Origin of the sequence: Pseudomonas sp. CH235 (assembly GCF_004368175.1) — a bacterium.
GTDB classification, from domain to species: Bacteria; Pseudomonadota; Gammaproteobacteria; order Pseudomonadales; family Pseudomonadaceae; genus Aquipseudomonas; species Aquipseudomonas paraglycinae.
Genome location: NZ_RRZJ01000003.1, coordinates 79,097 through 102,569, shown reverse-complemented (window position 1 = coordinate 102,569; position 23,473 = coordinate 79,097). Strand labels below are relative to the sequence as shown.

Sequence of the window (23,473 nt, the reverse complement as noted above, 5' to 3'; positions counted from 1 at the left end):
AGAACTTGTGGGAGCTGGCTTGCCAGCGATAGCGGTGAGTCAGTCAATGAAGATGTCGACTGTGCAGACGCCATCGCTGGCAAGCCAGCTCCCACAGATCTCTCACAGGTCTCAGTGTCAGCCACAGGTTTGCGAGTTGTCCCGGTTTCTCGCCACACCTTCACTTGTCCCCTCGCCCCCACCCGTGTAGAAAGCCTGTCCACAAATCGTGCACAAGGACTTTCCATGACAGCTCTGCCATGGCTCTATCTCGGGCTTCTCAGCCTTGGTTACGGATTGGCGCTGAGTTTCGGCCAGCTCGGCTGGCTGGCGCTGATCTCCATTGCACTGCTGGTTTTCGCCGGTTATGCCGTGCGCCAGCAAACCGTGCCGGTCGGGCGTTATCTCGGCCATGGCCTGTTTATCGTGTTGGCCCTGGCGCTGGCCCTGCACTGGCTGCCGGGTTTCTACAACGGCCGGGCCATCGAACCGCAGCGCTTCACCGACAACGCCGTGCCGTTCTCGATGTACCTGAATCTCGACAAACCGCTGATTGGCTTCTGGCTGCTGCTGGTCTGCCCGTGGATCGTCGCGCGTCGTTCGTTGCGCCTGACGGTTTACGCCACCGCGCTGGCACTGACGTTGAGTGTGATTCTGGCGCTCGGCGGTGCGGTGTTGCTGGGCATGATCACCTGGGCGCCGAAATGGCCGGATCAGGCGTGGCTGTGGGTGCTGAACAATCTGCTGCTGGTGACGCTGGTCGAAGAGGCGCTGTTTCGCGGCTATATCCAGGGCGGCCTGAGCCGACGTTTCAAACACCTGCCCTACGGCGAAAACCTCGCGCTGCTGCTGGCGTCCCTGCTGTTCGGCCTGGTGCATGTGGGCGCTGGCTGGCAATGGGTGTTGCTGGCGAGCCTGGCGGGTGTCGGCTATGGTCTGGCCTACCGTTTTGGCGGGCTCGGTGCGGCGATCGCCACGCATTTTGGCCTGAACCTGCTGCATTTCGGCCTGTTCACCTATCCGATGCTCGCGGGTTGAAGCAAGGGCCGTTTTGCGACGCCGTACTTATAAATGAAAAAAAATTTCAATAAATGGCCGACCCCGCCGACAACCTTTCAAAGCCTTGCGGATTGAAAAACCATGCGTAACAACCAGCCCATTACACAACGCGAACGGACTTTCCCGGCTCAGCAACGGTTGATTTCCACAACCGACGCCAAGGGCGTGATCACCTACTGCAACGACGCTTTCGTCGAAATCAGCGGGTTTTCGCGTGAGGAACTGATCCGTGCGCCGCACAACCTGGTTCGTCACCCTGACGTGCCGGCGGCGGTGTTTTCGCACATGTGGGGCACACTGAAACAAGGCTTGCCATGGATGGGCATTGTCAAGAATCGCTGCAAGACCGGTGATCACTACTGGGTGAACGCCTATGTAACGCCGGTGTTCGACGGCAATCAGGTGGTCGGTTACGAGTCGGTGCGGGTCAAACCCACCGCCGAACAGATCCGCCGTGCCGAAGCGCTCTACCAACGCATCAACCAGGGCAAGTCGGCGATTCCTTCGAGCGACAAGTGGCTGCCGATTGTGCAGGACTGGCTGCCGTTCATTCTGGTCAGCCAGTTGAGCTTCATGATCGGCGCCACCCTGAACTCGCAGTGGGGCTTCGCCCTCGCCGCCGGTCTGTCGGTGCCGCTGGGCCTGCTGGGCCTGCAATGGCAACAACGCGGGCTCAAGCGCCTGCTGCGTCTGGCCGAGCAGACCACCTCCGACCCGTTGATCGCGCAGATGTACACCGACAGCCGTGGCGCCCAGGCGCGTCTGGAAATGTCGATCCTCAGCCAGGAAGCGCGCCTGAAAACCTGCCTGACCCGTCTGCAGGACACCGCCGAGCACCTGACCGATCAGGCCAAACAGTCCGACGCCCTGGCGCACAACAGCTCCAGCGGTCTGGAACGTCAGCGCGTGGAAACCGAACAGGTCGCCACCGCCGTCAACCAGATGGCCGCCACCACCCAGGAAGTGGCGAGCCACGTCCAGCGCACCGCCGACGCCACCCAGGAAGCCAATCGTCTGACCGGCCGCGGCCGCGACATCGCCGGGGAAACCCGCGAAGCCATCCAGCGTCTGTCGGTCGTCGTCGGTGAAACCGGCCTGACCGTCACCCAACTGGCCAAGGACAGCGACGAAATCGGCGGCGTGGTCGACGTGATCAAAGGCATTGCCGATCAGACCAACCTGCTCGCACTCAACGCCGCGATCGAAGCAGCGCGTGCCGGCGAAATGGGCCGTGGTTTTGCCGTAGTCGCCGACGAAGTCCGCCAACTGGCACAACGCACCAGCGAATCCACCGGCCAGATCCACGCCCTGATCGCCAAGTTGCAACAGACTGCGTCCAGCGCCGTACAAACCATGGAAGCCGGGCATCGCCAGGCGGAAGAAGGTGTAGCGCGGGTTCTGGAAGCGGACCAGGCCTTGGTCGGCATCAGCGAAGCGGTGGCCAACATCACCGACATGACCACCCAGATCGCCGCCGCGACCGAAGAGCAAAGTGCCGTGGCTGAAGAAATCAGCCGCAACATCAGCAACATCTCGGAACTGGCGGACCAGACCTCGGAACAGGCGCATAACTCGGCGTTGCTGAGTGAAGAGCTGACGAAGACGGCTAATACGCAGTATTCGTTGGTGGAGCGGTTTAACCGCTGATTGTTCTGCAATAGAAAAAACCCGGATAGCGAGAGCTTCCGGGTTTTTTATTGTGGCTTACGGCGTGACTACACATAGGGGCGCTATGCCCTACAAGCACGCCAGAATCCGCTGACTGGTGCACCTTTGGGGTCGGTTCTATCGTTTGCCGGTAGAAATCCAATCCCTTAAGCTGGTCAGTATGAATACATCTCCTTTGGAGGCTCCGATGGCCACCACCAGAAAGATCGACAAGCCGGTTAAAAAAGTCATTCGCGATGAACTGACTTTTCTTGATGTCCGGCAAGCCGCGCGTGATGGGCAGAAAGCGTTCGATAAATATGTGATCACTGGCAAGCTACCCATAACAAAGTAGCCATAGATGCCAGCAGTCAAAATCTCTGCGCTTTTCGAACAAATCAACAACTGGAAAAACTTCGCCGCTCATTTTTATAACTACAAAGTGTGCGGTGAACTGCCCGCTATTTTTGGGCGAGACGAACGACTCGACCTCAGCGATATGCATCACATCCACCTGGCCAGTACCCAAGCGACCCAGGCGCGGTGGGCAAAAATAGACCGCCAGTATTATCGAACTGCCCTGGTTGACGATCCTGACAACGACTTCTGGCTTATCTACGCCTACGATGCTTTCCGGGATGAATACCTTTTGCTGACAATCACAGGCCCGGATGCCCATAACCGGAGTGAGTGGGGTTCATTTCTGCGAACGGTGCATTACGAGATTGTTGAGCCATGGGTCGTGGGAAAAGTCATCTATCTGGACCTCGACGACTTTTGATTAACTGGCTGGCCAGTTCTCGGAAAATGTATTGAGTGGGTGATAACAAAAAACCGGATAGTGAGAGCTATCCGGTTTTTTGTTTTTGATTTGGCGTTACACGCGGTTACTGCGGCAAGCGCAGCCTGTCCAGCAGTCGATTCACCAGCAACTCGTTCAACATGATCAGTTGTTGCAGCGCCAGCAGCGGCTTGCGCTCCGGGCCTTTTACCAAGTTGGCGATATTGCCGGCCATGGCATTGGCGGACGACAGTGATTCACTGGCTTCGACGAGCAGTGTTTCGTCATCGAGTGTGGGGTCGACCATGTAGATGGGGCGGGACTTGGGCGGGAAGTACTTCGGGATTTCGGGGCCGAGGTAATAGTCGAGTGCGCGATCGGCGGATTCTTTTGTCTTTTTGGACTCGAGCTCGGGGTCGTTGGAGGTTGGATCGGTTACTGGTGGATTGGGTGTGGCTTTGAACATGGATAAAACTCCAATTCGAAAAAATGAGAGCCATCACCCTCGCTACCAAACGGCGGGTGGCGGCCATGCGCGGGTTGGTAGACCGGTCGAATTGGGAAATCCGGCGCTCACGAATGAGCCCCACGCATGCCCACCATACAAAGCTGCACCTCAAAAAGAGACAGCATTGAAGGTGTCGCAATAACCACAACTCGAATCGGGCTACCAAACCCAGCCACTTTTCAGTGACAGGGAAACGATATAGCCCTCTCCAAGCTGCGTAAGCCGGCGGATTCTGGCGTAGGCGTAGGCAACGACGCAAGGTGTCGTAGCCCTTATGGCGTAACGGTTCGTGTACTTTAAACGTGGTTACGCGATCGTGTTTATGCGCTGGAAATGCCGGGCTGGGGGAGCTTTCAGTTTTGGTGGTGTGTCAGTGAAACCTTCCCCTCACCCTAGCCCTCTCCCCGAGGGAGAGGGGACTGACCGAGGTGTTTGGACGAGGTACGCCGACGTGAAATACCGAGGTGAACTCTGGCCTTAAAAAGCAAACATCCCGCTTCTAACCACTCAACACGATGAGCGTTAGCTCGAGTAAAGCTTTTGATCTTCGGGCCCCTTCGGCAGGCTGAGTGGAGGGATTCGTCCGGGGGTGGGAGCGCAGCGACCGTTTGGCGAAGCCAAACACATCGAGAGGAGGTGCAGCGAAGCAAACCGTAGGCGATGCCCCCCGGACGAATCCCGGAACGAAGGAACCCCGAGCCTCAGCGAGGGGCCGAACGCCGGGGCCTAGACCTTTTGGTTACTTTTGGGGCGTTTGCCAAAAGTGACCCGCCGTAAGGGCGGAACCCTAAGCAGCCATAACCGCAGCAACGGATATACACCCCCAACCAAACCTCAACGAAGAAACCCGGCAACCTTCTCCGCAGCCGAAGCCAAATGCTGCTCATGCGTAAACCCGGACACCTTGAGCGGCTTCAAATCATGATCCCCCGCCGCCAGCCAAAACACTTCAATTTCCGGCGATAACGAATAACCTTCGACCGCTTCGCGATTCCCCAGCGCATCTCGCTCCCCCTGAACAATCAACGTCCGAGTCTTCAACCCAGCGAGATGTTCGACCCGTGGTTTCTCCGGTTTCCCAACCGCATAAAACGGATAGCCCAGACAAACCAACGCATCAACGCCAAGCTCATCGGCAAGCAAACTCGCCATCCGCCCCCCCATCGACTTCCCGCCAACCGCCAAAACCCCAGCGACATGACGTCGCACTTCAGCGAAAACCTCACGCCAGCACTCCTGCAATTTCCCCGCAGGATTCGGCGGTCGCTTAACCCCATCAACCCGCCGCTGCGCCATATAAGGAAACTCAAACCGCAACACGTTCACGCCCAGCCCGGCAAGGCGCCCAGCCATATCGTTCATCCAGTCGCTATCCATCGGCGCCCCCGCCCCATGCGCGAGAATGAGCGTCGCCGAAGCCTCACCAACAGCGCCATCCCACAGCCACCCACGATCCCGCACACACTGTGCCCATTGATCCCCGTCAATACTGGCCTTGTGCTGTTTGTCCATGCTTGCCTCGCTTTTAGTCTGCCTATAACTCCAGGCGAAGGACGCGCTGTTGGCGCTCACTTCGGCTGAACCGTGGATGGGGAACCATGAACACTTCTATCAGTACCGCCTACAACTACAAGGTGGTCCGCCAATTCGCCATTATGACGGTGGTGTGGGGCATCGTCGGCATGGGGCTCGGGGTTTTTCTCGCGGCTCAATTGGTCTGGCCCGAACTCAACTTCAACCTGCCGTGGACCAGCTTCGGACGCCTGCGCCCGCTGCACACCAACGCGGTGATCTTCGCGTTCGGCGGCTGTGCCTTGTTCGCCAGTTCGTTCTACTCGGTGCAGCGCACCTGCCAGACCCAGCTGTTTGCGCCGAAAGTCGCCGCGTTCTGCTTCTGGGGCTGGCAACTGGTGATCCTGCTGGCAGCCATCAGCCTGCCACTGGGTTACACCAGCTCCAAGGAATATGCCGAGCTGGAATGGCCGATCGACATTCTGATCACCATCGTCTGGGTCGCCTACGCCATCGTGTTCTTCGGCACGATCATGCAGCGCAAGACCAAACACATTTATGTGGGCAACTGGTTCTTCGGCGCGTTCATCATCACCGTGGCGATTCTGCACATCGTCAACAACCTTGAGTTGCCGGTGAGTTTCACCAAGTCCTACTCGGTGTACGCCGGTGCGACCGACGCGATGGTGCAATGGTGGTACGGCCACAACGCCGTAGGCTTTTTCCTCACCGCCGGCTTCCTCGGGATGATGTACTACTTCGTGCCGAAACAGGCCGAACGTCCGGTGTATTCGTATCGCCTGTCGATCGTGCACTTCTGGGCGCTGATCACCTTGTACATCTGGGCCGGCCCGCACCACTTGCACTACACCGCGCTGCCGGACTGGGCGCAGTCGCTGGGCATGGTGATGTCGCTCGTACTGCTGGCCCCGAGCTGGGGCGGCATGATCAACGGCATGATGACCCTCTCGGGCGCCTGGCATAAGTTGCGCAGCGATCCGATCCTGCGCTTCCTGGTGGTGTCGCTGGCGTTCTACGGCATGTCGACCTTCGAAGGTCCGATGATGGCGATCAAAACCGTCAACGCCCTCTCCCACTACACCGACTGGACCATCGGCCACGTACACGCCGGCGCACTCGGCTGGGTGGCGATGATTTCCATCGGCGCGCTGTATCACATGATCCCGAAAGTCTTCGGCAAAGAGCAGATGCACAGCATCGGCCTGATCAATGCGCACTTCTGGCTCGCGACCATCGGCACCGTGCTCTACATCGCCTCGATGTGGGTCAACGGCATCGCCCAGGGCCTGATGTGGCGTGCGGTGAACGAGGACGGCACGCTGACCTACTCCTTCGTCGAAACCCTGGTGGCCAGCCACCCTGGCTTCGTCGTGCGGCTGATTGGCGGGGCGATCTTCCTCAGCGGCATGTTCCTGATGGCTTACAACACCTGGCGCACCGTGCGGGCCTCGCAGCCTGCTGACGTCGTTGCTGCCGCGCAGATGGCCTGAGGAGTCCGCCATGAAACACGAAACGATTGAAAAGAACGTCGGCCTGCTGATGCTGCTGATGGTGTTCGCCGTGAGCATCGGCGGCCTGACCCAGATCGTCCCGCTGTTCTTCCAGGACGTGACCAACAAACCGGTGGAAGGCATGAAGCCCTACACCGCGCTGCAACTGGAAGGCCGCGACATCTACATCCGCGAAGGCTGCGTCGGCTGCCACTCGCAGATGATCCGTCCGTTCCGCGCCGAAACCGAACGCTACGGGCACTACTCGGTGGCCGGTGAAAGCGTGTGGGATCACCCGTTCCTGTGGGGTTCCAAGCGTACCGGTCCGGACCTGGCCCGGGTTGGCGCGCGCTACTCGGATGACTGGCACCGCGCGCACTTGTACAACCCGCGCAACGTTGTACCGGAATCGAAAATGCCGGCCTACCCATGGCTGGTCACCCAACCGGTCGACAGCAGCCACACCGAAACCAAGCTCAAGACCATGCGCACCCTCGGCGTGCCCTACACCGACGACGACATCAGCGGCGCGGTGGCCAGCCTCAAGGGCAAGACCGAAATGGACGCCCTCGTCTCCTACCTGCAAGTGCTCGGCACTGCGATCAAGAGCAAGAGGTGATCGAGATGGCCTTTGAAATGAGCGCGGGGCTGATTCGCGGCCTCGGCACGGTCGTGGTGTTCGTGGCCTTCGTCGGCCTGACCCTGTGGGTGTTCAACCGCAAGCGCACGCCGGAATTCGCCGAAGCACGCCTGCTGCCGTTCGCCGACGAGCCGCAACCCGACACTACCCAAGTTAATGAAACAAGGAGTACCCGGCCATGACCACCTTCTGGAGTACGTGGATCTGCGTACTGACCATCGGCAGCCTGATCGGCCTGACCTGGCTGCTGGTCGGCACCCGTCGGGGCGAAACCAAGGGCAGCGTCGACCAGACCATGGGCCACAGCTTCGACGGCATCGAGGAGTACGACAACCCGCTGCCGCAGTGGTGGTTCATGCTGTTCGCCGGCACGCTGGTGTTTTCCGTGGGTTATCTGATCCTTTATCCGGGCCTGGGCAACTGGAAAGGCATCCTGCCCGGCTACGAGGACGGCTGGACCGGCGTCCACGAGTGGGAAAAGGAAATGAGCAAGGCCGACGCCAAATTCGGGCCGATCTTCGCCAAGTTCGCCGCGATGCCGGTGGAAGAAGTGGCGAAGGATCCGCAGGCGCTGAAAATGGGTGGCCGTCTGTTCGCCTCCAATTGCTCGGTGTGCCACGGCTCGGACGCCAAGGGCGCGTTCGGTTTCCCTAACCTCGCCGACAAGGACTGGCGTTGGGGCGGTAGCGCCGACACCATCAAGACCACCATCATGGGTGGCCGGATGGCGGCGATGCCGGCGTGGGGTGAAGTGCTGGGCGAGGCTGGGGTGAAAAACGTCGCCGCCTATGTGCGTCATGAACTGGCGGGGCTGCCACTGCAGGCGGACAACAAGGCTGATCTCCAAGCGGGTCAGCAGGCGTTCAGCACAACTTGCACCGCCTGTCACGGGGCAAACGGCCAGGGCACCGAAGCCATGGGCGCACCGAACCTGACGCACCCGGCCGGTTTCATCTACGGCACCAGCCTGACCCAGCTCGAGCAGACCATTCGCCATGGCCGTCAAGGCCACATGCCAGCTCAGAACGAGCTGCTGGGCAACGATAAAGTGCAACTGCTCGCCGCTTACGTATACAGTCTGTCAAAAAATACTGAGCAGTTGAGCGACAAGCTTCAAGCTGAAAGCTCCAAGTAAAATCACAAGCAATGTATACAATCCTGCAGGCGACATGATTCGTCTTGTCGCTTGCAGCTTGCAGCTTGCAGCTGCTTCCTTTTGTCGCACCCCTTCACCCCCTCTCCTTTCGGTTACCCGGATTCGGGTCTACGCTTGCTCGATGCGGACTGGCCCGTGCCGGTTCCAGGTCGACCCCGAGCGAGGCGTTGAACGAATCAGCTGACTGACATGGCCGCAAAGGCCGGTAGATACCGGCTGTCGTGCCAATTACCGTCCGTCACCCGAACCGAGCGTTCGAACACACCCCGTTACATCCGACCGGGACCCCTCGCTTTTTTCGTCCGCTGCGACATTTTGCCCGAGGGCAATTTTGTCCTTACGCGGCGCATGGAAAGGCCGCAGAATCAGCGTTGGAAAGCATTGACCCAGGTCATGGCGCGTTGCATTGACCCCCTGCTTTCTACATACTTGCGGCCGATTTTAATCCTAATAAAACACCCAAACCGTGGAACCTTAGAATGAGCACAGCAATCAGTCCGACTGCTTATAACTATAAGGTAGTCCGCCAGTTCGCCATCATGACGGTGGTCTGGGGGATCCTTGGCATGGGGCTTGGTGTCTTCATCGCCTCGCAACTGGTCTGGCCGGAGTTGAATTTCGGTCTGCCGTGGACGAGCTTTGGACGCCTGCGCCCGTTGCACACAAACCTGGTGATTTTCGCCTTCGGTGGTTGTGCACTGTTTGCCACTTCCTACTATGTCGTGCAGCGAACCTGCCAGACGCGACTGATTTCCGACAGCCTCGCGGCCTTCACCTTCTGGGGATGGCAAGCGGTGATCGTCGGCGCGATCATTACCTTGCCGCTGGGTTACACCACCACCAAGGAATACGCGGAACTGGAATGGCCCCTCGCCATTCTGCTGGCCATTGTCTGGGTCACCTACGGTCTGGTGTTCTTCGGCACCATCACCAAGCGCAAGACCAAGCACATCTATGTCGGCAACTGGTTCTACGGTGCGTTCATCGTGGTGACCGCGATGCTGCACATCGTCAACCACATGTCGTTGCCGGTCAGCCTGTTCAAGTCCTACTCGGCCTACTCGGGCGCCACCGACGCGATGATCCAGTGGTGGTACGGCCACAACGCCGTGGGCTTCTTCCTGACCACCGGCTTCCTGGGGATGATGTACTACTTCGTGCCGAAACAGGCCGAACGTCCGATCTACTCTTATCGTCTGTCGATCGTGCACTTCTGGGCACTGATCACCCTGTACATCTGGGCCGGCCCGCACCACCTGCACTACACCGCACTGCCGGACTGGGCACAGTCGCTGGGCATGGCGATGTCGATCATCCTGCTGGCACCGAGCTGGGGCGGCATGATCAACGGCATGATGACCCTGTCGGGCGCCTGGCATAAGCTGCGCACCGACCCGATCCTGCGCTTCCTCGTGGTATCGCTGGCGTTCTACGGCATGTCGACCTTCGAAGGTCCGATGATGGCGATCAAGACCGTCAACTCGCTGTCGCACTACACCGACTGGACCATCGGCCACGTACACGCCGGCGCGCTCGGCTGGGTAGCGATGATCTCGATCGGCGCGATCTACCACATGGTCCCGAAACTGTTCGGCCGTGCGCAGATGCACAGCACCGGCCTGATCAACGCGCACTTCTGGCTCGCGACCATCGGTACCGTTCTGTACATCGCTTCGATGTGGGTCAACGGCATCACTCAGGGCCTGATGTGGCGTGCAATCAACGACGACGGCACCCTCACCTACTCGTTCGTCGAAGCGCTGCAGGCCAGCCACCCTGGCTACATCGTTCGCGCCCTGGGCGGTGCGTTCTTCGCCAGCGGCATGTTCCTGATGGCCTACAACGTGTGGCGCACCGTTCGCGCCTCGGACCCGGCTGAAGCTGAAGCCGCCGCCAAGATCGCCGTAGTTGGAGCTCACTGATGAAGCATGAAGCTGTCGAGAAGAATATTGGCCTGCTGGCCTTCTTCATGGTCATCGCCGTCAGCGTCGGTGGCCTGACCCAAATCGTTCCGCTGTTCTTCCAGGATGTCACCAACAAGCCGGTCGAAGGCATGAAGCCGCGCACCGCCCTTGAACTGGAAGGCCGCGACGTTTACATCGCCAACGGCTGTGTCGGCTGCCACTCGCAGATGATCCGTCCGTTCCGTGCCGAAACCGAACGCTACGGCCACTACTCGGTCGCCGGTGAAAGCGTCTGGGATCACCCGTTCCTGTGGGGTTCCAAACGTACCGGCCCAGACCTGGCCCGTGTCGGCGGTCGTTACTCCGATGACTGGCAGCGTGCGCACTTGTACAACCCGCGCAACGTCGTGCCTGAGTCGAAAATGCCGGCTTACCCGTTCCTCGTGGAAAACAAGCTCGACGGCAAAGACACGGCCAAGAAAATGGAAGTGTTGCGCACGCTCGGCGTCCCTTACACCGACGAAGACATCGCCGGTGCAAGAGATGCCGTGAAGGGTAAAACCGAAATGGACGCGCTGGTGGCCTATCTGCAAGGCCTGGGCACCATCATCAAAAGCAAACGGTGATTCTGATGGATATCGGGATGATTCGAGGCCTGGGCACCGTTGTCGTGATGGTTGCCTTCATCGGCCTGGCGTTGTGGGTGTTCAGCCCCAAGCGCAAGTCGGAGTTTGAAGACGCGACCTTGCTGCCCTTCGCGGATGATCCCGAAGCCATCAAGCACGTCGAGCAAGCTTCTAGGAGTAACAAAGAATGACTACATTCTGGAGTCTGTACGTCACAGTCCTCAGTCTCGGTACGATCTTTTCCCTGACCTGGCTGCTGCTGTCGACCCGCAAGGGCCAGCGCAGCGAACAGACGGACGAGACAGTGGGCCACTCCTTCGACGGGATCGAGGAGTACGACAACCCGCTGCCGAAATGGTGGTTCATGCTGTTCGTGGGCACCATCGTCTTCGCTCTGGGTTATCTGGTGCTGTACCCGGGCCTGGGCAACTGGAAAGGCCTGCTGCCGGGTTACAACTACCTCGATACCGAGAAGCAGACCGCGTTCGCCAACGGCCAGACCGGCTGGACCGGCGTTCACGAGTGGGAAAAGGAAATGGCTCGCTCGGACGCCAAGTTCGGTCCGATCTTCGCCAAGTTCGCCGCCATGCCGATCGAAGAAGTGGCGAAGGATCCGCAAGCCCTGAAGATGGGTGGCCGTCTGTTCGCCTCCAACTGCTCGGTCTGCCACGGTTCCGACGCCAAGGGCGCTTATGGTTTCCCTAACCTGACCGACGCCGACTGGCGCTGGGGCGGCGAGCCGGAAACCATCAAGACCACCATCATGGGCGGTCGTCACGCGGTGATGCCGGCCTGGGCAGAAGTGATCGGCGAGCAAGGCGTGGCCGATGTAGCCGCATTCGTGCTGACCAATCTGGATGGCCGCAAGCTGCCGGAAGGCACCAAGGCAGATCCGGCCAACGGCCAGAAACTGTTCGCCGCCAACTGCGTGGCGTGCCACGGCCCGGCGGGTAAAGGTACGCCAGCGATGGGTGCACCTGACCTGACCCACCCGGCCGCATTCATCTACGGTTCGAGCTTCGCCCAACTGCAGCAGACCATCCGTTACGGCCGTCAGGGCCAGATGCCTGCCCAGGAACAACTGCAAGGCAACGACAAGGTTCACCTGCTGGCGGCGTACGTTTACAGCCTGTCCCACGGTGAAAAACCAGCGGAAGCCGAGGCCCAGTAAGGCCAACGCTTGAAGCAAAAAACGGCCCCGCCCATGAGAATTGGCGGGGCCGTTTTGTTTCACCTCAGTGCTGATTCAAAGAATGTTGCCTCCACCGAGACTGTCCAGGCCTGAGGGCTTGCGCTGCTTGCCAGCGTCATCAGGCCGGTTGCTGTTCGGGCCACCCGGCTGCTTCGTGCCCTCTCCATCTTCAGCCGACTCAATCGTTCCCAAAGCCGCTTGCAGGTACGCGACGGCCAGGGAAGCCCCCGGAATGGCGCTATTGAGAATGACGTCCAATGCATCGATTTCTTTCTGAGTAATGCCGAGTGCCTTGATCTTGCTTTTGTTCATACGTTTCATCCTTGAAAAGTGTCAGCTGTCCCGGGCAACGCCAATAAAAGCGATGCCCAGGCAATTATTTACGGGCGACTGGCCCAGATGGATTTCACCGGAACCGTGTGCACGAATCGCGGCTTTTGCCACTCATTGTTCTCGACCAGGTTGACGTGCATTTGCTTGCCATCCTCGGTGAAGCTCGCCGTCAGGTAGGTCTGTTGGGAAGTCCCGCCGCTGAGAAAAACCGGGACGTTACCCCACCATTTTCTGGAGCCTCCCCGCGTGTGGTAGTGGCCGGCAAAAATGGCCGTGACCTCATACTTTTCGATCATGTCCTGAAAACGCTGCCACTGCTGCGCATCGCCCTCCCAGTCATCGGGCTTGTGCATATTGATGATGATTGCGTAACCCTGAGCCCACGCAACCCTCAAGTCTTTCTCAAGCCAATCCAGGGACTGGCTGATTTTCATGTCGTGCAACGGATGTTTGAGTTGAACTTCGTAAGTAGGCTCATTGTTCAACTGAACAAGGTGCACCTGACCGATATTCTTCGAGTAGGCAAGACTGCCATCATACTGTTTGCCAAATCCGCCACCCGTCACACGCACATCAAAATCATCGACCTTGCCAGCATGATGTTCATGGTATTCGACGACGCTGTTTACGGCGCAGCGATTACCCAGACAATCATCGACGTTATTCTGATAGTCATGATTCCCCAATCCATATAAATAATCACTGCCAAAGTATTTTTTCAGCGCGGACTTCATGTATGAAATCTGATAAGGATGACCGAAAGCCGTGATATCGCCGTTGATCATCAATGGCACTTCAGCCTGACCACCCATTTTGCTGCGAAACTCCACAATGCTCGCAAACTGGCTATCCACGAGCCATTTGGCGCGCTTTTCAAAATCCTCATCCGACTCTGCCTGGCCACTATCCGTTCTGTCCGTCCATGGGTACTGAGGATCCGATGCGCAAACCATATGCCGCGGCATCATTTCACTGGACAGCGCGAACGGTGCAAACAATACACACAGACACGCCACCAGCCTTGTTACTTCCTTGATAAACATACAGCTCAATCCTTGCTCATATAAATAATAGTTAAACTCATCTGCGAACAGCCGCAGACGCAAACTATTCGAGAACGATGTTTATTTCAAATACCCGACAACCAGCAATTGATTTCATATATTTCAAGCCCGAGCAAAACACTTCATGCAACAACTAATACCCACAACACACAGCCCAACTTAACTATTCAATCGACTCTATAAAAAGTTAAACCTTCCAGCGCTTTTCAGCTTGAGACTTGCAATAACTCCGCCGGATGCCCCTGAAGCAAACGGCATCCTGAGCCAAGGCTGCCCCCCAGGCGTGTTGGACGATTCGACTCGCCACCCGGAAAAAACCGTCCATACTCAACAAGTCAATTGATCTGCATCACGCTTTGTTACATTCGCTACACCATCCATGATTTTTCCCCAACGCGACCAAAGGTCGCACCCGTTCGTCGGTATGACAGGCGTATCATTGGGCCACTGCAACACCCCTTTTTGACCCCGGCCGGCACGTATCGACCGAGGCATTTTTCCACTGCCGTGGGATGCAATGATGAGCAACCAGATTCCGGTACACGACGTCACGCCCCCCAACAAGAACGCGAACAACAGCGTCGACCTTTACGCCTCTCGAGAAAAAATCTACACCCGTGCTTTCACCGGCCTGTTCCGCAATCTGCGGATGATGGGCGGCGCTGCCTTGTTCCTGCTGTATTTCGGTACGGTCTGGCTGAACTGGGGCGGCCATCAGGCCGTGTGGTGGAACCTGCCGGAACGCAAGTTCTTCATTTTCGGCGCCACGTTCTGGCCGCAGGACTTCATTCTGCTCTCGGGCCTGTTGATCATTGCGGCGTTCGGCCTGTTCTTCATCACCGTGTATGCCGGCCGGGTCTGGTGCGGGTACACCTGCCCGCAAAGCGTGTGGACGTGGATTTTCATGTGGTGCGAGAAGGTCACCGAAGGCGACCGCAACCAGCGCATCAAACTCGACAAGGCGCCGATGAGCGCCAACAAGTTTCTGCGTAAATTCGCCAAGCATGCGTTGTGGCTGTTGATCGGTTTCGTCACCGGCATGACCTTCGTCGGCTACTTCTCGCCGATCCGCGAACTGGTCTTCGAGTTCTTCACCGGGCAAGCCGATGGCTGGTCGTATTTCTGGGTCGGTTTCTTCACCCTCGCCACGTACGGCAACGCCGGCTGGCTGCGCGAGCAGGTGTGCATCTACATGTGTCCGTATGCGCGCTTTCAAAGCGTGATGTTCGACAAGGACACCCTGATCGTTTCCTACGACCCGCGTCGCGGTGAAAGCCGTGGCCCGCGCAAGAAAGGCGTCGACTACAAGGCCCAAGGCCTGGGCGACTGCATTGATTGCACCATGTGCGTCCAGGTCTGCCCGACCGGCATCGACATTCGCGACGGCCTGCAGATCGAATGCATCGGTTGCGCCGCGTGCATCGACGCCTGCGACAGCATCATGGACAAGATGGATTACCCGCGCGGGCTGATCAGCTACACCACCGAGCACAACTTGTCCGGGCAGAAAACCCATAAACTGCGGCCGCGCCTGATCGGTTATGCCGTGGTGCTGCTGGCGATGATCAGCCTGTTAGTGACAGCCTTCTTCATGCGTTCGCTAGTGGGTTTCGACGTCAGCAAGGACCGCGTGCTGTACCGTGAAAACGCTGAAGGCCGGATCGAAAACGTCTATAGCCTGAAGATCATGAACAAGGATCAGCGCGACCACACCTACGTGCTGGAAGCCGCCGGATTGCCGGATCTGCGCCTGCAAGGCAAGCGCGAGATCAAGGTGCCTGCCGGAGAAATCTTCAGCATGCCGGTCGAGCTGTCGAGCGCGCCTGAACAATTGCCATCGAGCACCAACGAGGTGAAATTCATCCTCAAGGATGCCGATGACGACAGCGTCCACGTAGAAGCCAAGAGCCGTTTCATCGGCCCACAAAATCGTTGAGAGAACTGAACATGCCCGCAGCAAACGCCGCAAGTCCCTGGTACAAGCACCTTTGGCCATGGATCATCATCGGGATTCTGGCCTGTTCGGTGACCCTGACGCTGTCCATGGTGACCATCGCGGTGAACAACCCGGACAACCTGGTCAACGACAACTACTACGAGGCCGGCAAAGGCATCAACCGTTCGCTGGATCGCGAACTGCTGGCCCAGACCCTGAAGATGCGCGCTGCCGTGCATCTGGATGATGTGACCGGCGAAGTCGACCTGCGCCTGAGCGGCGACAGCCAGCCGAAAACCCTGGAACTGAACCTGATCTCGCCGACCCAGCCGGAGAAGGATCGCAAGATCGTCCTGGCCCGCAGCGAGACTGAAACGGGTCGTTACATCGGCCAGTTGAGCGACAAGATCGAAGGTCGGCGTTTTGTTGAATTGCTGGGCACTCAGGACGATCACGTTTGGCGGATGTTCGAAGAAGAGCTGGTCAGCCATGACAAGGATTTGTTGCTGGGGGATGAGCCGCTTCAAGGCGCTGAGGATTTGAAGAAGTAAGCAGCCTGCAAGTGCCCCCTCACCCTGGCCCTCTCCCCCTGGAGAGGGAACTGATCTCGGACGCTTGCACGCGCCATGTATGCCAGTGACGATGTCGCTGACTGAACCCATTAATCCGGCCACCACCGATCGGCCCCCTCTCCCTCCGGGAGAGGGCTGGGGTGAGGGCAAGCGGACCACTCGATTCCAAGGGTTTATTCCCTCGACAATGCCATGACCATTCCAATCCCCTGCTACCACTGCGCCCTGCCCGTCCCGGCCGGCAGCCGCTTCACCGCCGTCGTGCTCGGGGAGTCCCGCGAGTTCTGCTGCCCCGGCTGCCAGGCCGTGGCCGAAGCCATCGTCGCCGGCGGCCTGGAAAGTTATTACCAGCATCGCAGCGAAGCTTCGGCCAACCCCGAAGCGCTGCCGGTGCAACTGGTCGATGAACTTGAGCTGTACGACCGCGCCGACGTGCAGCAACCGTTCGTGCGCCACGAAGGTGAACTGGCCGAAACCACGTTGCTGATGGAAGGCATCAGTTGCGCCGCCTGCGGCTGGCTGATCGAGAAACACCTGCGCACCCTGCCCGCTGTGGCCGAGGCGCGGCTGAACCTGTCCAACCATCGCCTGCATGTGCGCTGGGCAGACACTCAGTTGCCGCTGAGCCAGATCCTCGGCGAACTGCGCCACATCGGCTACGCCGCACACCCGTATCAGGCCGACCGCGCCAGCGAACAACTGGCCAGCGAAAACCGCCTTGCCCTGCGCCAACTCGGGGTCGCCGGGCTGCTGTGGTTTCAGGCGATGATGGCGACCATGGCGACCTGGCCGGAATTCAACATCGACCTCAGCCCGGAACTGCACACGATCCTGCGCTGGGTCGCGCTGTTCCTCACCACGCCGATCGTGTTCTACAGCTGCGCGCCGTTTTTCAAAGGGGCCATGCGCGACCTGCGCACCCGTCACCTGACCATGGACGTCTCGGTATCACTGGCGATCGGCGCGGCGTATGTTGCCGGGATCTGGACTTCGATCACCGGGGTCGGCGAGCTGTACTTCGACGCGGTAGGCATGTTCGCCCTGTTCCTGCTCGCCGGGCGCTACCTCGAACGTCGCGCCCGCGAGCGCACCGCCGCTGCCACCGCACAACTGGTCAATCTGTTGCCCGCCTCGTGCCTGCGCCTCGACGACGCCGGCCAGAGCGAACGCATCCTGCTCAGCGAACTGCGCCTCGGTGATCGCGTGCTGGTGCAACCGGGTTCTGTGCTGCCGGCGGACGGCAAGATTCTCGACGGTCAATCGAGCATCGACGAATCGGTGCTGACCGGCGAATACCTGCCGCAGCCGCGTACCAAGGGCGATGCCGTCACCGCCGGCACGCTGAACGTGGAAGGCGCGCTGACCGTCGAGGTGCAGGCGCTCGGCCAGGACACGCGACTCTCGGCCATTGTTCGCCTGCTGGATCGCGCCCAGGCGGAAAAACCACGGCTGGCGGAAATCGCCGACCGCGCCGCGCAATGGTTCCTGTTGTTGTCGTTGATCGCAGCCGCCGCCATCGGCCTGCTGTGGTGGGAGCTGGATTCGTCGCGAGCGTTCTGGATCGTCCTCGCGATGCTGGTTGCAACCTGCCCGTGCGCGCTGTCGCTGGCGACGCCGACCGCCCTCACCGCCGCCACCGGCACCCTGCATAAACTCGGCCTGCTGCTGACCCGCGGTCATGTGCTGGAAGGCCTGAACCAGATCGACACGGTGATCTTCGACAAGACCGGCACCCTCACCGAAGGCCGGTTGGTGCTGCGTTCGATCCGCCCGCTTGGCGCCCTCGACAGCGATCAATGCCTGAGCCTCGCCGCGGCTCTGGAGAACCGTTCCGAACACCCGATCGCCCGCGCCTTCGGTCGCGCACCGCTGGCTGCCGAAGATGTCCACAGCACGCCGGGCCTGGGGCTTGAAGGATTGGTCGGCGAACAACGTTTGCGCATCGGTCAGGCGGATTTTGTCTGCGATCTCAGCGCCGCGCCTGTGCCGTCGATGCCGAAGGAGCCGGGGCAATGGCTGCTGCTCGGTGACCTCCAGGGACCGCTGGCCTGGTTCGCCCTCGACGACCGTCTGCGCGACGACGCTCCGGCCCTGCTCGCCGCCTGCAAGGCGCGCGGCTGGCGCACACTGCTGCTGTCGGGCGACAGTTCGCCGATGGTCGCCAGTGTCGCCGACGAACTGGGTATCGACGAGGCCCGTGGCGGCTTGCGCCCGGACGACAAGCTGCAAGTGCTGCAACAACTGCACAGGGACGGCCGCAAGGTGTTGATGCTCGGCGATGGGGTCAACGACGTGCCGGTGCTGGCCGCTGCGGACATCAGCGTGGCCATGGGCTCGGCTACCGATCTGGCGAAAACCAGTGCCGACGCGGTGCTGCTGTCCAACCGCCTCGACGCCTTGGTACAAGCCTTCACACTGGCCCGCCGCACCCGTCGGGTGATCATCGAGAACCTGTTGTGGGCCGCGCTGTACAATGGCCTCATGTTGCCGTTCGCCGCCCTCGGCTGGATCACTCCGGTATGGGCCGCCGTCGGCATGTCGATCAGTTCGCTGACCGTGGTGCTCAACGCCCTGCGCCTGACTCGCCTGCCGAGTGCGCCGGCCGTCAGCGCCACGTCAGAAACCCGCCCGCTGCCGGCCTGAGCCGCGCGGGCATGGAGTACAGATGCCAGCTCTCTACGTGATGATTCCGGCCGCGCTGCTGATCGTGGCCATCGCCGTCTACATCTTCTTCTGGGCGGTGGACAGCGGCCAGTACGACGACCTCGACGGTCCGGCCCACAGTATCCTGTTCGACGACCAGGACCCGAACCACACCGCCGCCGTGGACGAAGCCAACCCGGCCAAACCGGACGACAAGGCGCCACCCCATGCTTGAACTGGCGCCACTGCTGGTGTCTGCGTTGATTCTCGGCCTGCTCGGCGGCGGGCATTGCCTGGGCATGTGCGGCGGCCTGATGGGCGCGCTGACCCTGGCGATTCCCAAGGAGCAACGCAGCCGACGCTTTCGATTGCTGCTGGCCTATAACCTTGGGCGAATCCTCAGTTATGCCACGGCCGGATTGCTGATCGGGCTAGCGGGATGGGCCGTGGCCAACAGTCCTGCTGCGCTGTTTATGCGAGTTCTGGCCGGGTTGCTGCTGATCGCCATGGGCTTGTACCTGGCGGGCTGGTGGAGCGGCCTGACCCGCATTGAGAGCCTGGGTCGTGGACTGTGGCGTTACATTCAGCCAGTCGCCAATCGCCTGCTGCCGGTGTCGAGCCTGTCCCGGGCCTTGCTGCTCGGCGCGCTGTGGGGCTGGCTGCCGTGCGGGCTGGTTTACAGCACGTTGCTGTGGTCGGCCAGTCAGGGCAATGCGCTGGACAGCGCGTTGCTGATGCTCGCCTTCGGGCTCGGTACCTGGCCGGTGTTGCTGGCGACCGGCCTCGCCGCCGAACGAGTGACCGCGTTGTTGCGCAAACGCAGCGTGCGCATGGTCGGCGGCCTGCTGGTGATCCTGTTCGGCATCTGGACTCTGCCGGGGCCGCACCAGCACTGGCTGATGGGCCACTGATCCCGTTGATGCAAATCAAGATGCCTTTTCGCGCCCTCCCCTAGACTTGGCACACTGCCAGCCTATCCGGGGGAATGCCCGCATGCTCGACGCCATTCGTTGGGACACCGATTTGATCCGCCGCTACGACCTGGCGGGGCCGCGTTACACCTCGTACCCGACGGCCGTGCAATTTCACAGTCAGGTCGGCACCTTCGACCTGTTCCACGCCCTGCGCGATAGCCGCAAGGCCCTGCGCCCGTTGTCGCTGTACGTGCACGTGCCGTTCTGCGCGAACATTTGCTATTACTGCGCCTGCAACAAGGTCATCACCAAGGATCGCGGCCGTGCGCTGCCGTATCTGCAACGGCTCGAGCAGGAAATCCAGCTGATCGCCTGCCACCTCGACCCGGCGCAGAAAGTCGAACAACTGCATTTCGGCGGCGGCACGCCGACCTTTCTCAGCCACGACGAATTGCGCCAGTTGATGGCGCACCTGCGCAAACATTTCAATCTGCTGGACGATGGCTCCGGTGATTACGGCATCGAGATCGACCCGCGCGAAGCCGACTGGTCGACCATGGGCCTGCTGCGCGAACTTGGTTTCAACCGAGTCAGTATCGGCCTGCAGGATCTCGACCCGGCGGTGCAACGGGCGGTCAATCGCCTGCAAAGCCTGGAAGAAACCCGTGCGGTGATCGATGCAGCACGGACACTGCAATTTCGTTCGATCAACATCGACCTGATCTACGGCCTGCCCAAGCAGACCCCGGACAACTTCGCCCGCACCGTCGAGGAAGTCATCAGCCTGCAACCGGACCGTCTGTCGGTGTTCAACTACGCGCACCTGCCGGAACGCTTCATGCCGCAGCGGCGGATCAACGGCAACGAACTGCCGAGCCCGGCGCAGAAACTGGAAATGCTGCAACGCACCATCGAACAACTGACCGCTGCTGGCTATCGCTACATCGGCATGGACCATTTCGCCCTGCCCGACGATGAACTGGCGATTGCTCAGGAAGAATCAACCCTGCAACGCAATTTCCAGGGCTACACCACCCACGGCCATTGCGACTTGATCGGCCTGGGCGTGTCGGCCATCAGCCAGATCGGCGACCTGTACTGCCAGAACAGCAGCGACCTCAATCACTACCAGAACACCCTCGCCGGCGCGCAACTGGCCACCAGCCGAGGCCTGGTGTGCAACGCCGACGACCGCTTGCGCCGCGCGGTGATTCAGCAACTGATCTGCAATTTCAGCCTGGATTTCGCCGAGATCGAGCGCAGCTTCAACATCGATTTTCAGGGCTACTTCGGCGCGCTCTGGCCGCAACTGCAAGGCATGGCGCAGGACGGGCTGATCGAACTGGATCGCGAGCGCATCACCGTGCTGCCGGCCGGGCGCCTGCTGGTGCGTTCGGTGTGCATGGTGTTCGACGCGTATCTGGAACAGCAGAACCGCCAGCGTTTTTCGCGGGTGATTTAGCTCTTCATCAACAGCGAGTTGGTTTTCAGGTTCTGGTCAGCGGTCAGGCCCGATTGGTCGATGACCTTGGCCAGGGACAGATTGGCGGTGATCAGACCGTTGTTGAGGGCGGAGATGGCGCCTTTGAGGGCAGCGATCTTGGCGAACCGCTCTTCGTTGGAAAGGGTCTTGTTGGCCATCAGCGCGTTGATCTGGGCGTTCTTTTCGGCGATCTGCTGGCGAAACTTGCGAATCATCTTCAGCAATTGCTGGACGTTTTCAGGCAGCCCGCTTTCTTCGATATCGCGGTTTTTTCCGCCGGAGCCGGCGGATTTTGCAATGGCGGCACCGGACAGCGACACTTTGACGCCCTCGACCAAGGTCGGGCTTCCCAACGATGCCGCGTCTGTGCCGGACTCATCGTCAACGGAGGTTTCAGCACTTTCCAGCAACGACGCAACGCCACTGTTACCGGGGGTCAGCGTACCAATAGCAGTCATCGAAGCGGTTCCTTGCATGCCGTCAGATACCTGTTTATCGGCCGTCATCCCTGCGGCTTTATGCCGTGGGGGCAATCTCGCCACAGGCTGGCCTGAATGTCCTCCGCTGGGTTACCCTTACGCCTTATGTGTGTTTTCCCACAAGGATTTAAGAAATGTCCGAGCCAGTTAAACTGCGCGCTCACAACCAGGCTAATTGCAAGGATTGCAGCCTGGCCCCTCTCTGCCTGCCACTTTCGCTGAATCTGGAAGACATGGATGCGCTGGACGAAATCGTTAAACGTGGCCGCCCGTTGAAAAAGGGTGAGTTCCTGTTCCGCCAGGGCGACACCTTCGATTCCGTTTATGCAGTACGCTCCGGCGCCCTCAAGACCTTCAGCCTGAGCGACACCGGCGAAGAGCAACTGACCGGCTTCCACCTGCCGAGCGAACTGGTCGGGCTGTCCGGCATGGACACCGAGAAACACCCGGTTTCCGCCCAGGCGCTGGAAACCACTTCGGTCTGCGAGATTCCGTTCGAACGCCTCGACGAGCTGGCCCTGCAATTGCCGCAGCTGCGCCGCCAGTTGATGCGCGTGATGAGCCGCGAAATCCGCGACGACCAGCAAATGATGTTGCTGCTGTCGAAGAAAACCGCCGACGAGCGCATCGCCACGTTCCTGGTCAACCTGTCGGCACGCTTCCGCGCTCGCGGGTTCTCGGCCAACCAGTTCCGCCTGAGCATGTCGCGCAATGAAATCGGCAACTACCTTGGGCTGGCAGTGGAAACCGTGTCCCGGGTCTTCACCCGCTTCCAGCAGAACGAACTGATCGCCGCCGAAGGCAAGGAAATCCATATCCTCGACCCGATCCAGCTCTGCGCCCTGGCCGGCGGCTCGCTCGAAGTCTGATCTCGACCCGCGGCCGAGCGAATCGTTTCAGCCGCGGGTATACTGCGCCGTTTGCAGCCCTGCCAGGACACCTCGACGATGGTCTTCGACTCCTTCGACATCAAATCCCTGATCCGCCCCGTGATCGACTTCCCGAAACCGGGCGTGATCTTTCGCGACATCACCCCGCTGTTCCAGTCGCCCAAGGCCCTGCGCCTGGTGATGGACAGCTTCGCCCACCGCTACGTCGAAGCCGACTTCACCCACATCGGCGCGATGGATGCGCGCGGTTTCCTGATCGGTTCGGTGCTGGCCTATCAACTGAACAAGCCGCTGGTGCTGTTCCGCAAGCAAGGCAAACTGCCGGCGGACGTGCTGGCTGAAGGGTACGCGACCGAGTACGGCGAAGCGTTTCTGGAAGTACACGCCGACAGCCTGTGCGAAGGCGATTCGGTGGTGATGTTCGATGACCTGATCGCCACCGGTGGCACGCTGATCGCAGCGGCCAACCTGATCCGCCGCATGGGCGCCCGCGTTCATGAAGCGGCGGCGATCATCGATCTGCCGGAACTGGGTGGTTCGCAGCGTCTTGAGGACATGGGGATTCCGACGTTCTGCCTGACGCAGTTTGCGTTGACTGATAAATAATCAGCCCCGCGCCTCGATCGTTCCCACGCTCCGCGTGG

25 protein-coding genes are annotated in these 23,473 nt (G+C 60.0%); 20 read left to right on the top strand and 5 right to left on the bottom strand.

Going from position 1 to position 23,473, the window contains the following annotated elements; all coding sequences use genetic code 11:
* Window positions 1–225: 225 nt before the first annotated feature.
* From EIY71_RS04425 to EIY71_RS04415, 4 genes are all read left to right on the top strand, one after another.
* The gene (locus EIY71_RS04425) at window positions 226–1,017 is read left to right on the top strand and encodes a CPBP family intramembrane glutamic endopeptidase (RefSeq protein WP_085609004.1); all 792 of its coding nucleotides are present in this window, start codon (window positions 226–228) and stop codon (window positions 1,015–1,017) included.
* A 102-nt stretch (window positions 1,018–1,119) separates the two neighbouring features.
* Window positions 1,120–2,685 (top strand): PAS domain-containing methyl-accepting chemotaxis protein, encoded by a 1,566-nt coding sequence (locus EIY71_RS04420; protein ID WP_064594745.1) that lies wholly within the window; start codon window positions 1,120–1,122, stop codon window positions 2,683–2,685.
* A 208-nt stretch (window positions 2,686–2,893) separates the two neighbouring features.
* A complete protein-coding gene (locus EIY71_RS28530) occupies window positions 2,894–3,040 on the top strand; it encodes a hypothetical protein (RefSeq protein WP_165369536.1) in 147 nt (48 codons plus the stop codon).
* 6 nt (window positions 3,041–3,046) lie between these two features.
* Window positions 3,047–3,466: a type II toxin-antitoxin system YafO family toxin gene (locus EIY71_RS04415; RefSeq protein WP_039770062.1), complete on the top strand. Its 420-nt coding sequence runs from the start codon at window positions 3,047–3,049 to the stop codon at window positions 3,464–3,466.
* Window positions 3,467–3,572: 106 nt separating this feature from the next.
* On the opposite strand, the gene EIY71_RS04410 is transcribed toward EIY71_RS04415, so the two are convergent.
* Both EIY71_RS04410 and EIY71_RS04405 read right to left on the bottom strand, forming a co-directional pair.
* On the bottom strand, window positions 3,573–3,932 hold the full coding sequence (locus tag EIY71_RS04410; RefSeq protein ID WP_134020646.1) for a DUF6124 family protein: 360 nt from the start codon (window positions 3,930–3,932) through the stop codon (window positions 3,573–3,575).
* Window positions 3,933–4,808: 876 nt separating this feature from the next.
* Window positions 4,809–5,486: an alpha/beta family hydrolase gene (locus tag EIY71_RS04405; protein WP_134020643.1), complete on the bottom strand. Its 678-nt coding sequence runs from the start codon at window positions 5,484–5,486 to the stop codon at window positions 4,809–4,811.
* Between the two features lie 86 nt (window positions 5,487–5,572).
* Between EIY71_RS04405 and ccoN (EIY71_RS04400) the strand changes: the two genes are divergently transcribed.
* The 8 genes from ccoN (EIY71_RS04400) (at window position 5,573) to ccoP (EIY71_RS04365) (ending at window position 12,494) form a co-directional block, all read left to right on the top strand.
* Window positions 5,573–6,997, top strand: coding sequence for a cytochrome-c oxidase, cbb3-type subunit I (ccoN, locus tag EIY71_RS04400; RefSeq protein ID WP_102717704.1), 1,425 nt, complete (start codon window positions 5,573–5,575; stop codon window positions 6,995–6,997).
* Window positions 6,998–7,007: 10 nt separating this feature from the next.
* Window positions 7,008–7,616: a cytochrome-c oxidase, cbb3-type subunit II gene (gene ccoO, locus EIY71_RS04395; protein ID WP_039770055.1), complete on the top strand. Its 609-nt coding sequence runs from the start codon at window positions 7,008–7,010 to the stop codon at window positions 7,614–7,616.
* Window positions 7,617–7,621: 5 nt separating this feature from the next.
* Window positions 7,622–7,819 (top strand): cbb3-type cytochrome c oxidase subunit 3, encoded by a 198-nt coding sequence (locus EIY71_RS04390; protein ID WP_011333290.1) that lies wholly within the window; start codon window positions 7,622–7,624, stop codon window positions 7,817–7,819.
* Window positions 7,816–8,772 carry a cytochrome-c oxidase, cbb3-type subunit III gene (gene ccoP, locus EIY71_RS04385; protein WP_134020640.1) on the top strand — a complete coding sequence of 319 codons (957 nt, stop codon included), beginning with the start codon at window positions 7,816–7,818 and terminating at the stop codon, window positions 8,770–8,772. The genes EIY71_RS04390 and ccoP (EIY71_RS04385) overlap by 4 nt, the downstream gene beginning before the upstream one ends.
* Before the next feature lie 500 nt (window positions 8,773–9,272).
* Window positions 9,273–10,715 carry a cytochrome-c oxidase, cbb3-type subunit I gene (gene ccoN, locus EIY71_RS04380; protein WP_134020637.1) on the top strand — a complete coding sequence of 481 codons (1,443 nt, stop codon included), beginning with the start codon at window positions 9,273–9,275 and terminating at the stop codon, window positions 10,713–10,715.
* On the top strand, window positions 10,715–11,323 hold the full coding sequence (gene ccoO, locus EIY71_RS04375) for a cytochrome-c oxidase, cbb3-type subunit II (RefSeq protein WP_011333287.1): 609 nt from the start codon (window positions 10,715–10,717) through the stop codon (window positions 11,321–11,323). Before ccoN (EIY71_RS04380) ends, ccoO (EIY71_RS04375) begins: the two co-directional genes overlap by 1 nt.
* A gap of 5 nt (window positions 11,324–11,328) precedes the next feature.
* Window positions 11,329–11,514, top strand: coding sequence for a CcoQ/FixQ family Cbb3-type cytochrome c oxidase assembly chaperone (locus EIY71_RS04370; protein ID WP_003175465.1), 186 nt, complete (start codon window positions 11,329–11,331; stop codon window positions 11,512–11,514).
* Window positions 11,511–12,494: a cytochrome-c oxidase, cbb3-type subunit III gene (gene ccoP / locus EIY71_RS04365; RefSeq protein WP_039770046.1), complete on the top strand. Its 984-nt coding sequence runs from the start codon at window positions 11,511–11,513 to the stop codon at window positions 12,492–12,494. Before EIY71_RS04370 ends, ccoP (EIY71_RS04365) begins: the two co-directional genes overlap by 4 nt.
* Before the next feature lie 75 nt (window positions 12,495–12,569).
* Here ccoP (EIY71_RS04365) and EIY71_RS04360 read toward each other — a convergent pair whose 3' ends face one another.
* Both EIY71_RS04360 and EIY71_RS04355 read right to left on the bottom strand, forming a co-directional pair.
* Window positions 12,570–12,827 carry a hypothetical protein gene (locus tag EIY71_RS04360; RefSeq protein WP_085747881.1) on the bottom strand — a complete coding sequence of 86 codons (258 nt, stop codon included), beginning with the start codon at window positions 12,825–12,827 and terminating at the stop codon, window positions 12,570–12,572.
* Window positions 12,828–12,895: 68 nt separating this feature from the next.
* Window positions 12,896–13,891: a metallophosphoesterase gene (locus tag EIY71_RS04355; protein WP_134020635.1), complete on the bottom strand. Its 996-nt coding sequence runs from the start codon at window positions 13,889–13,891 to the stop codon at window positions 12,896–12,898.
* A 541-nt stretch (window positions 13,892–14,432) separates the two neighbouring features.
* Between EIY71_RS04355 and ccoG the strand changes: the two genes are divergently transcribed.
* The 6 genes from ccoG to hemN all read left to right on the top strand — a co-directional run bounded on the left by ccoG (window position 14,433) and on the right by hemN (window position 21,439).
* Entirely contained in the window at window positions 14,433–15,848 is a 1,416-nt protein-coding gene (gene ccoG, locus EIY71_RS04350; protein ID WP_085747882.1) for a cytochrome c oxidase accessory protein CcoG, read from the top strand.
* Window positions 15,849–15,859: 11 nt separating this feature from the next.
* The gene (locus EIY71_RS04345; protein WP_007951661.1) at window positions 15,860–16,399 is read left to right on the top strand and encodes a FixH family protein; all 540 of its coding nucleotides are present in this window, start codon (window positions 15,860–15,862) and stop codon (window positions 16,397–16,399) included.
* Between the two features lie 213 nt (window positions 16,400–16,612).
* Window positions 16,613–19,063 carry a heavy metal translocating P-type ATPase gene (locus tag EIY71_RS04340; protein ID WP_134020632.1) on the top strand — a complete coding sequence of 817 codons (2,451 nt, stop codon included), beginning with the start codon at window positions 16,613–16,615 and terminating at the stop codon, window positions 19,061–19,063.
* A gap of 22 nt (window positions 19,064–19,085) precedes the next feature.
* On the top strand, window positions 19,086–19,298 hold the full coding sequence (gene ccoS / locus EIY71_RS04335) for a cbb3-type cytochrome oxidase assembly protein CcoS (protein ID WP_007951659.1): 213 nt from the start codon (window positions 19,086–19,088) through the stop codon (window positions 19,296–19,298).
* Window positions 19,291–19,974 (top strand): sulfite exporter TauE/SafE family protein, encoded by a 684-nt coding sequence (locus tag EIY71_RS04330; RefSeq protein WP_134020629.1) that lies wholly within the window; start codon window positions 19,291–19,293, stop codon window positions 19,972–19,974. Before ccoS ends, EIY71_RS04330 begins: the two co-directional genes overlap by 8 nt.
* An 82-nt stretch (window positions 19,975–20,056) precedes the next feature.
* Window positions 20,057–21,439: an oxygen-independent coproporphyrinogen III oxidase gene (gene hemN / locus EIY71_RS04325; RefSeq protein WP_134020626.1), complete on the top strand. Its 1,383-nt coding sequence runs from the start codon at window positions 20,057–20,059 to the stop codon at window positions 21,437–21,439.
* Here hemN and EIY71_RS04320 read toward each other — a convergent pair.
* A complete protein-coding gene (locus tag EIY71_RS04320; RefSeq protein WP_085747887.1) occupies window positions 21,436–21,918 on the bottom strand; it encodes a hypothetical protein in 483 nt (160 codons plus the stop codon). The genes hemN and EIY71_RS04320 overlap by 4 nt on opposite strands.
* A gap of 155 nt (window positions 21,919–22,073) precedes the next feature.
* Here EIY71_RS04320 and fnr point away from each other — a divergent pair, with 155 nt between their 5' ends.
* Both fnr and EIY71_RS04310 read left to right on the top strand, forming a co-directional pair.
* Window positions 22,074–22,808: a fumarate/nitrate reduction transcriptional regulator Fnr gene (gene fnr, locus EIY71_RS04315; RefSeq protein ID WP_007951654.1), complete on the top strand. Its 735-nt coding sequence runs from the start codon at window positions 22,074–22,076 to the stop codon at window positions 22,806–22,808.
* A gap of 78 nt (window positions 22,809–22,886) precedes the next feature.
* The gene (locus EIY71_RS04310) at window positions 22,887–23,435 is read left to right on the top strand and encodes an adenine phosphoribosyltransferase (RefSeq protein ID WP_003223345.1); all 549 of its coding nucleotides are present in this window, start codon (window positions 22,887–22,889) and stop codon (window positions 23,433–23,435) included.
* Window positions 23,436–23,473 lie beyond the last annotated feature (38 nt).

Bases quoted from the DNA above. Each gene is read 5' to 3' on its own strand.
- fnr (WP_007951654.1), top strand. From the start codon at position 22,074: ATGTCCGAGCCAGTTAAACTGCGCGCTCACAACCAGGCTAATTGCAAG.
- EIY71_RS04340 (WP_134020632.1), top strand. From the start codon at position 16,613: ATGACCATTCCAATCCCCTGCTACCACTGCGCCCTGCCCGTCCCGGCC.
- EIY71_RS04425 (WP_085609004.1), top strand. From the start codon at position 226: ATGACAGCTCTGCCATGGCTCTATCTCGGGCTTCTCAGCCTTGGTTAC.
- EIY71_RS04310 (WP_003223345.1), top strand. From the start codon at position 22,887: ATGGTCTTCGACTCCTTCGACATCAAATCCCTGATCCGCCCCGTGATC.
- EIY71_RS04420 (WP_064594745.1), top strand. From the start codon at position 1,120: ATGCGTAACAACCAGCCCATTACACAACGCGAACGGACTTTCCCGGCT.
- EIY71_RS04345 (WP_007951661.1), top strand. From the start codon at position 15,860: ATGCCCGCAGCAAACGCCGCAAGTCCCTGGTACAAGCACCTTTGGCCA.
- EIY71_RS04370 (WP_003175465.1), top strand. From the start codon at position 11,329: ATGGATATCGGGATGATTCGAGGCCTGGGCACCGTTGTCGTGATGGTT.
- EIY71_RS04330 (WP_134020629.1), top strand. From the start codon at position 19,291: ATGCTTGAACTGGCGCCACTGCTGGTGTCTGCGTTGATTCTCGGCCTG.
- EIY71_RS04410 (WP_134020646.1), bottom strand. From the start codon at position 3,932: ATGTTCAAAGCCACACCCAATCCACCAGTAACCGATCCAACCTCCAAC.
- ccoG (WP_085747882.1), top strand. From the start codon at position 14,433: ATGAGCAACCAGATTCCGGTACACGACGTCACGCCCCCCAACAAGAAC.
- ccoO (WP_039770055.1), top strand. From the start codon at position 7,008: ATGAAACACGAAACGATTGAAAAGAACGTCGGCCTGCTGATGCTGCTG.
- EIY71_RS28530 (WP_165369536.1), top strand. From the start codon at position 2,894: ATGGCCACCACCAGAAAGATCGACAAGCCGGTTAAAAAAGTCATTCGC.
- ccoP (WP_039770046.1), top strand. From the start codon at position 11,511: ATGACTACATTCTGGAGTCTGTACGTCACAGTCCTCAGTCTCGGTACG.
- EIY71_RS04360 (WP_085747881.1), bottom strand. From the start codon at position 12,827: ATGAACAAAAGCAAGATCAAGGCACTCGGCATTACTCAGAAAGAAATC.
- ccoS (WP_007951659.1), top strand. From the start codon at position 19,086: ATGCCAGCTCTCTACGTGATGATTCCGGCCGCGCTGCTGATCGTGGCC.
- ccoN (WP_102717704.1), top strand. From the start codon at position 5,573: ATGAACACTTCTATCAGTACCGCCTACAACTACAAGGTGGTCCGCCAA.
- EIY71_RS04390 (WP_011333290.1), top strand. From the start codon at position 7,622: ATGGCCTTTGAAATGAGCGCGGGGCTGATTCGCGGCCTCGGCACGGTC.
- ccoN (WP_134020637.1), top strand. From the start codon at position 9,273: ATGAGCACAGCAATCAGTCCGACTGCTTATAACTATAAGGTAGTCCGC.
- EIY71_RS04405 (WP_134020643.1), bottom strand. From the start codon at position 5,486: ATGGACAAACAGCACAAGGCCAGTATTGACGGGGATCAATGGGCACAG.
- hemN (WP_134020626.1), top strand. From the start codon at position 20,057: ATGCTCGACGCCATTCGTTGGGACACCGATTTGATCCGCCGCTACGAC.
- EIY71_RS04415 (WP_039770062.1), top strand. From the start codon at position 3,047: ATGCCAGCAGTCAAAATCTCTGCGCTTTTCGAACAAATCAACAACTGG.
- EIY71_RS04320 (WP_085747887.1), bottom strand. From the start codon at position 21,918: ATGACTGCTATTGGTACGCTGACCCCCGGTAACAGTGGCGTTGCGTCG.
- EIY71_RS04355 (WP_134020635.1), bottom strand. From the start codon at position 13,891: ATGTTTATCAAGGAAGTAACAAGGCTGGTGGCGTGTCTGTGTGTATTG.
- ccoP (WP_134020640.1), top strand. From the start codon at position 7,816: ATGACCACCTTCTGGAGTACGTGGATCTGCGTACTGACCATCGGCAGC.
- ccoO (WP_011333287.1), top strand. From the start codon at position 10,715: ATGAAGCATGAAGCTGTCGAGAAGAATATTGGCCTGCTGGCCTTCTTC.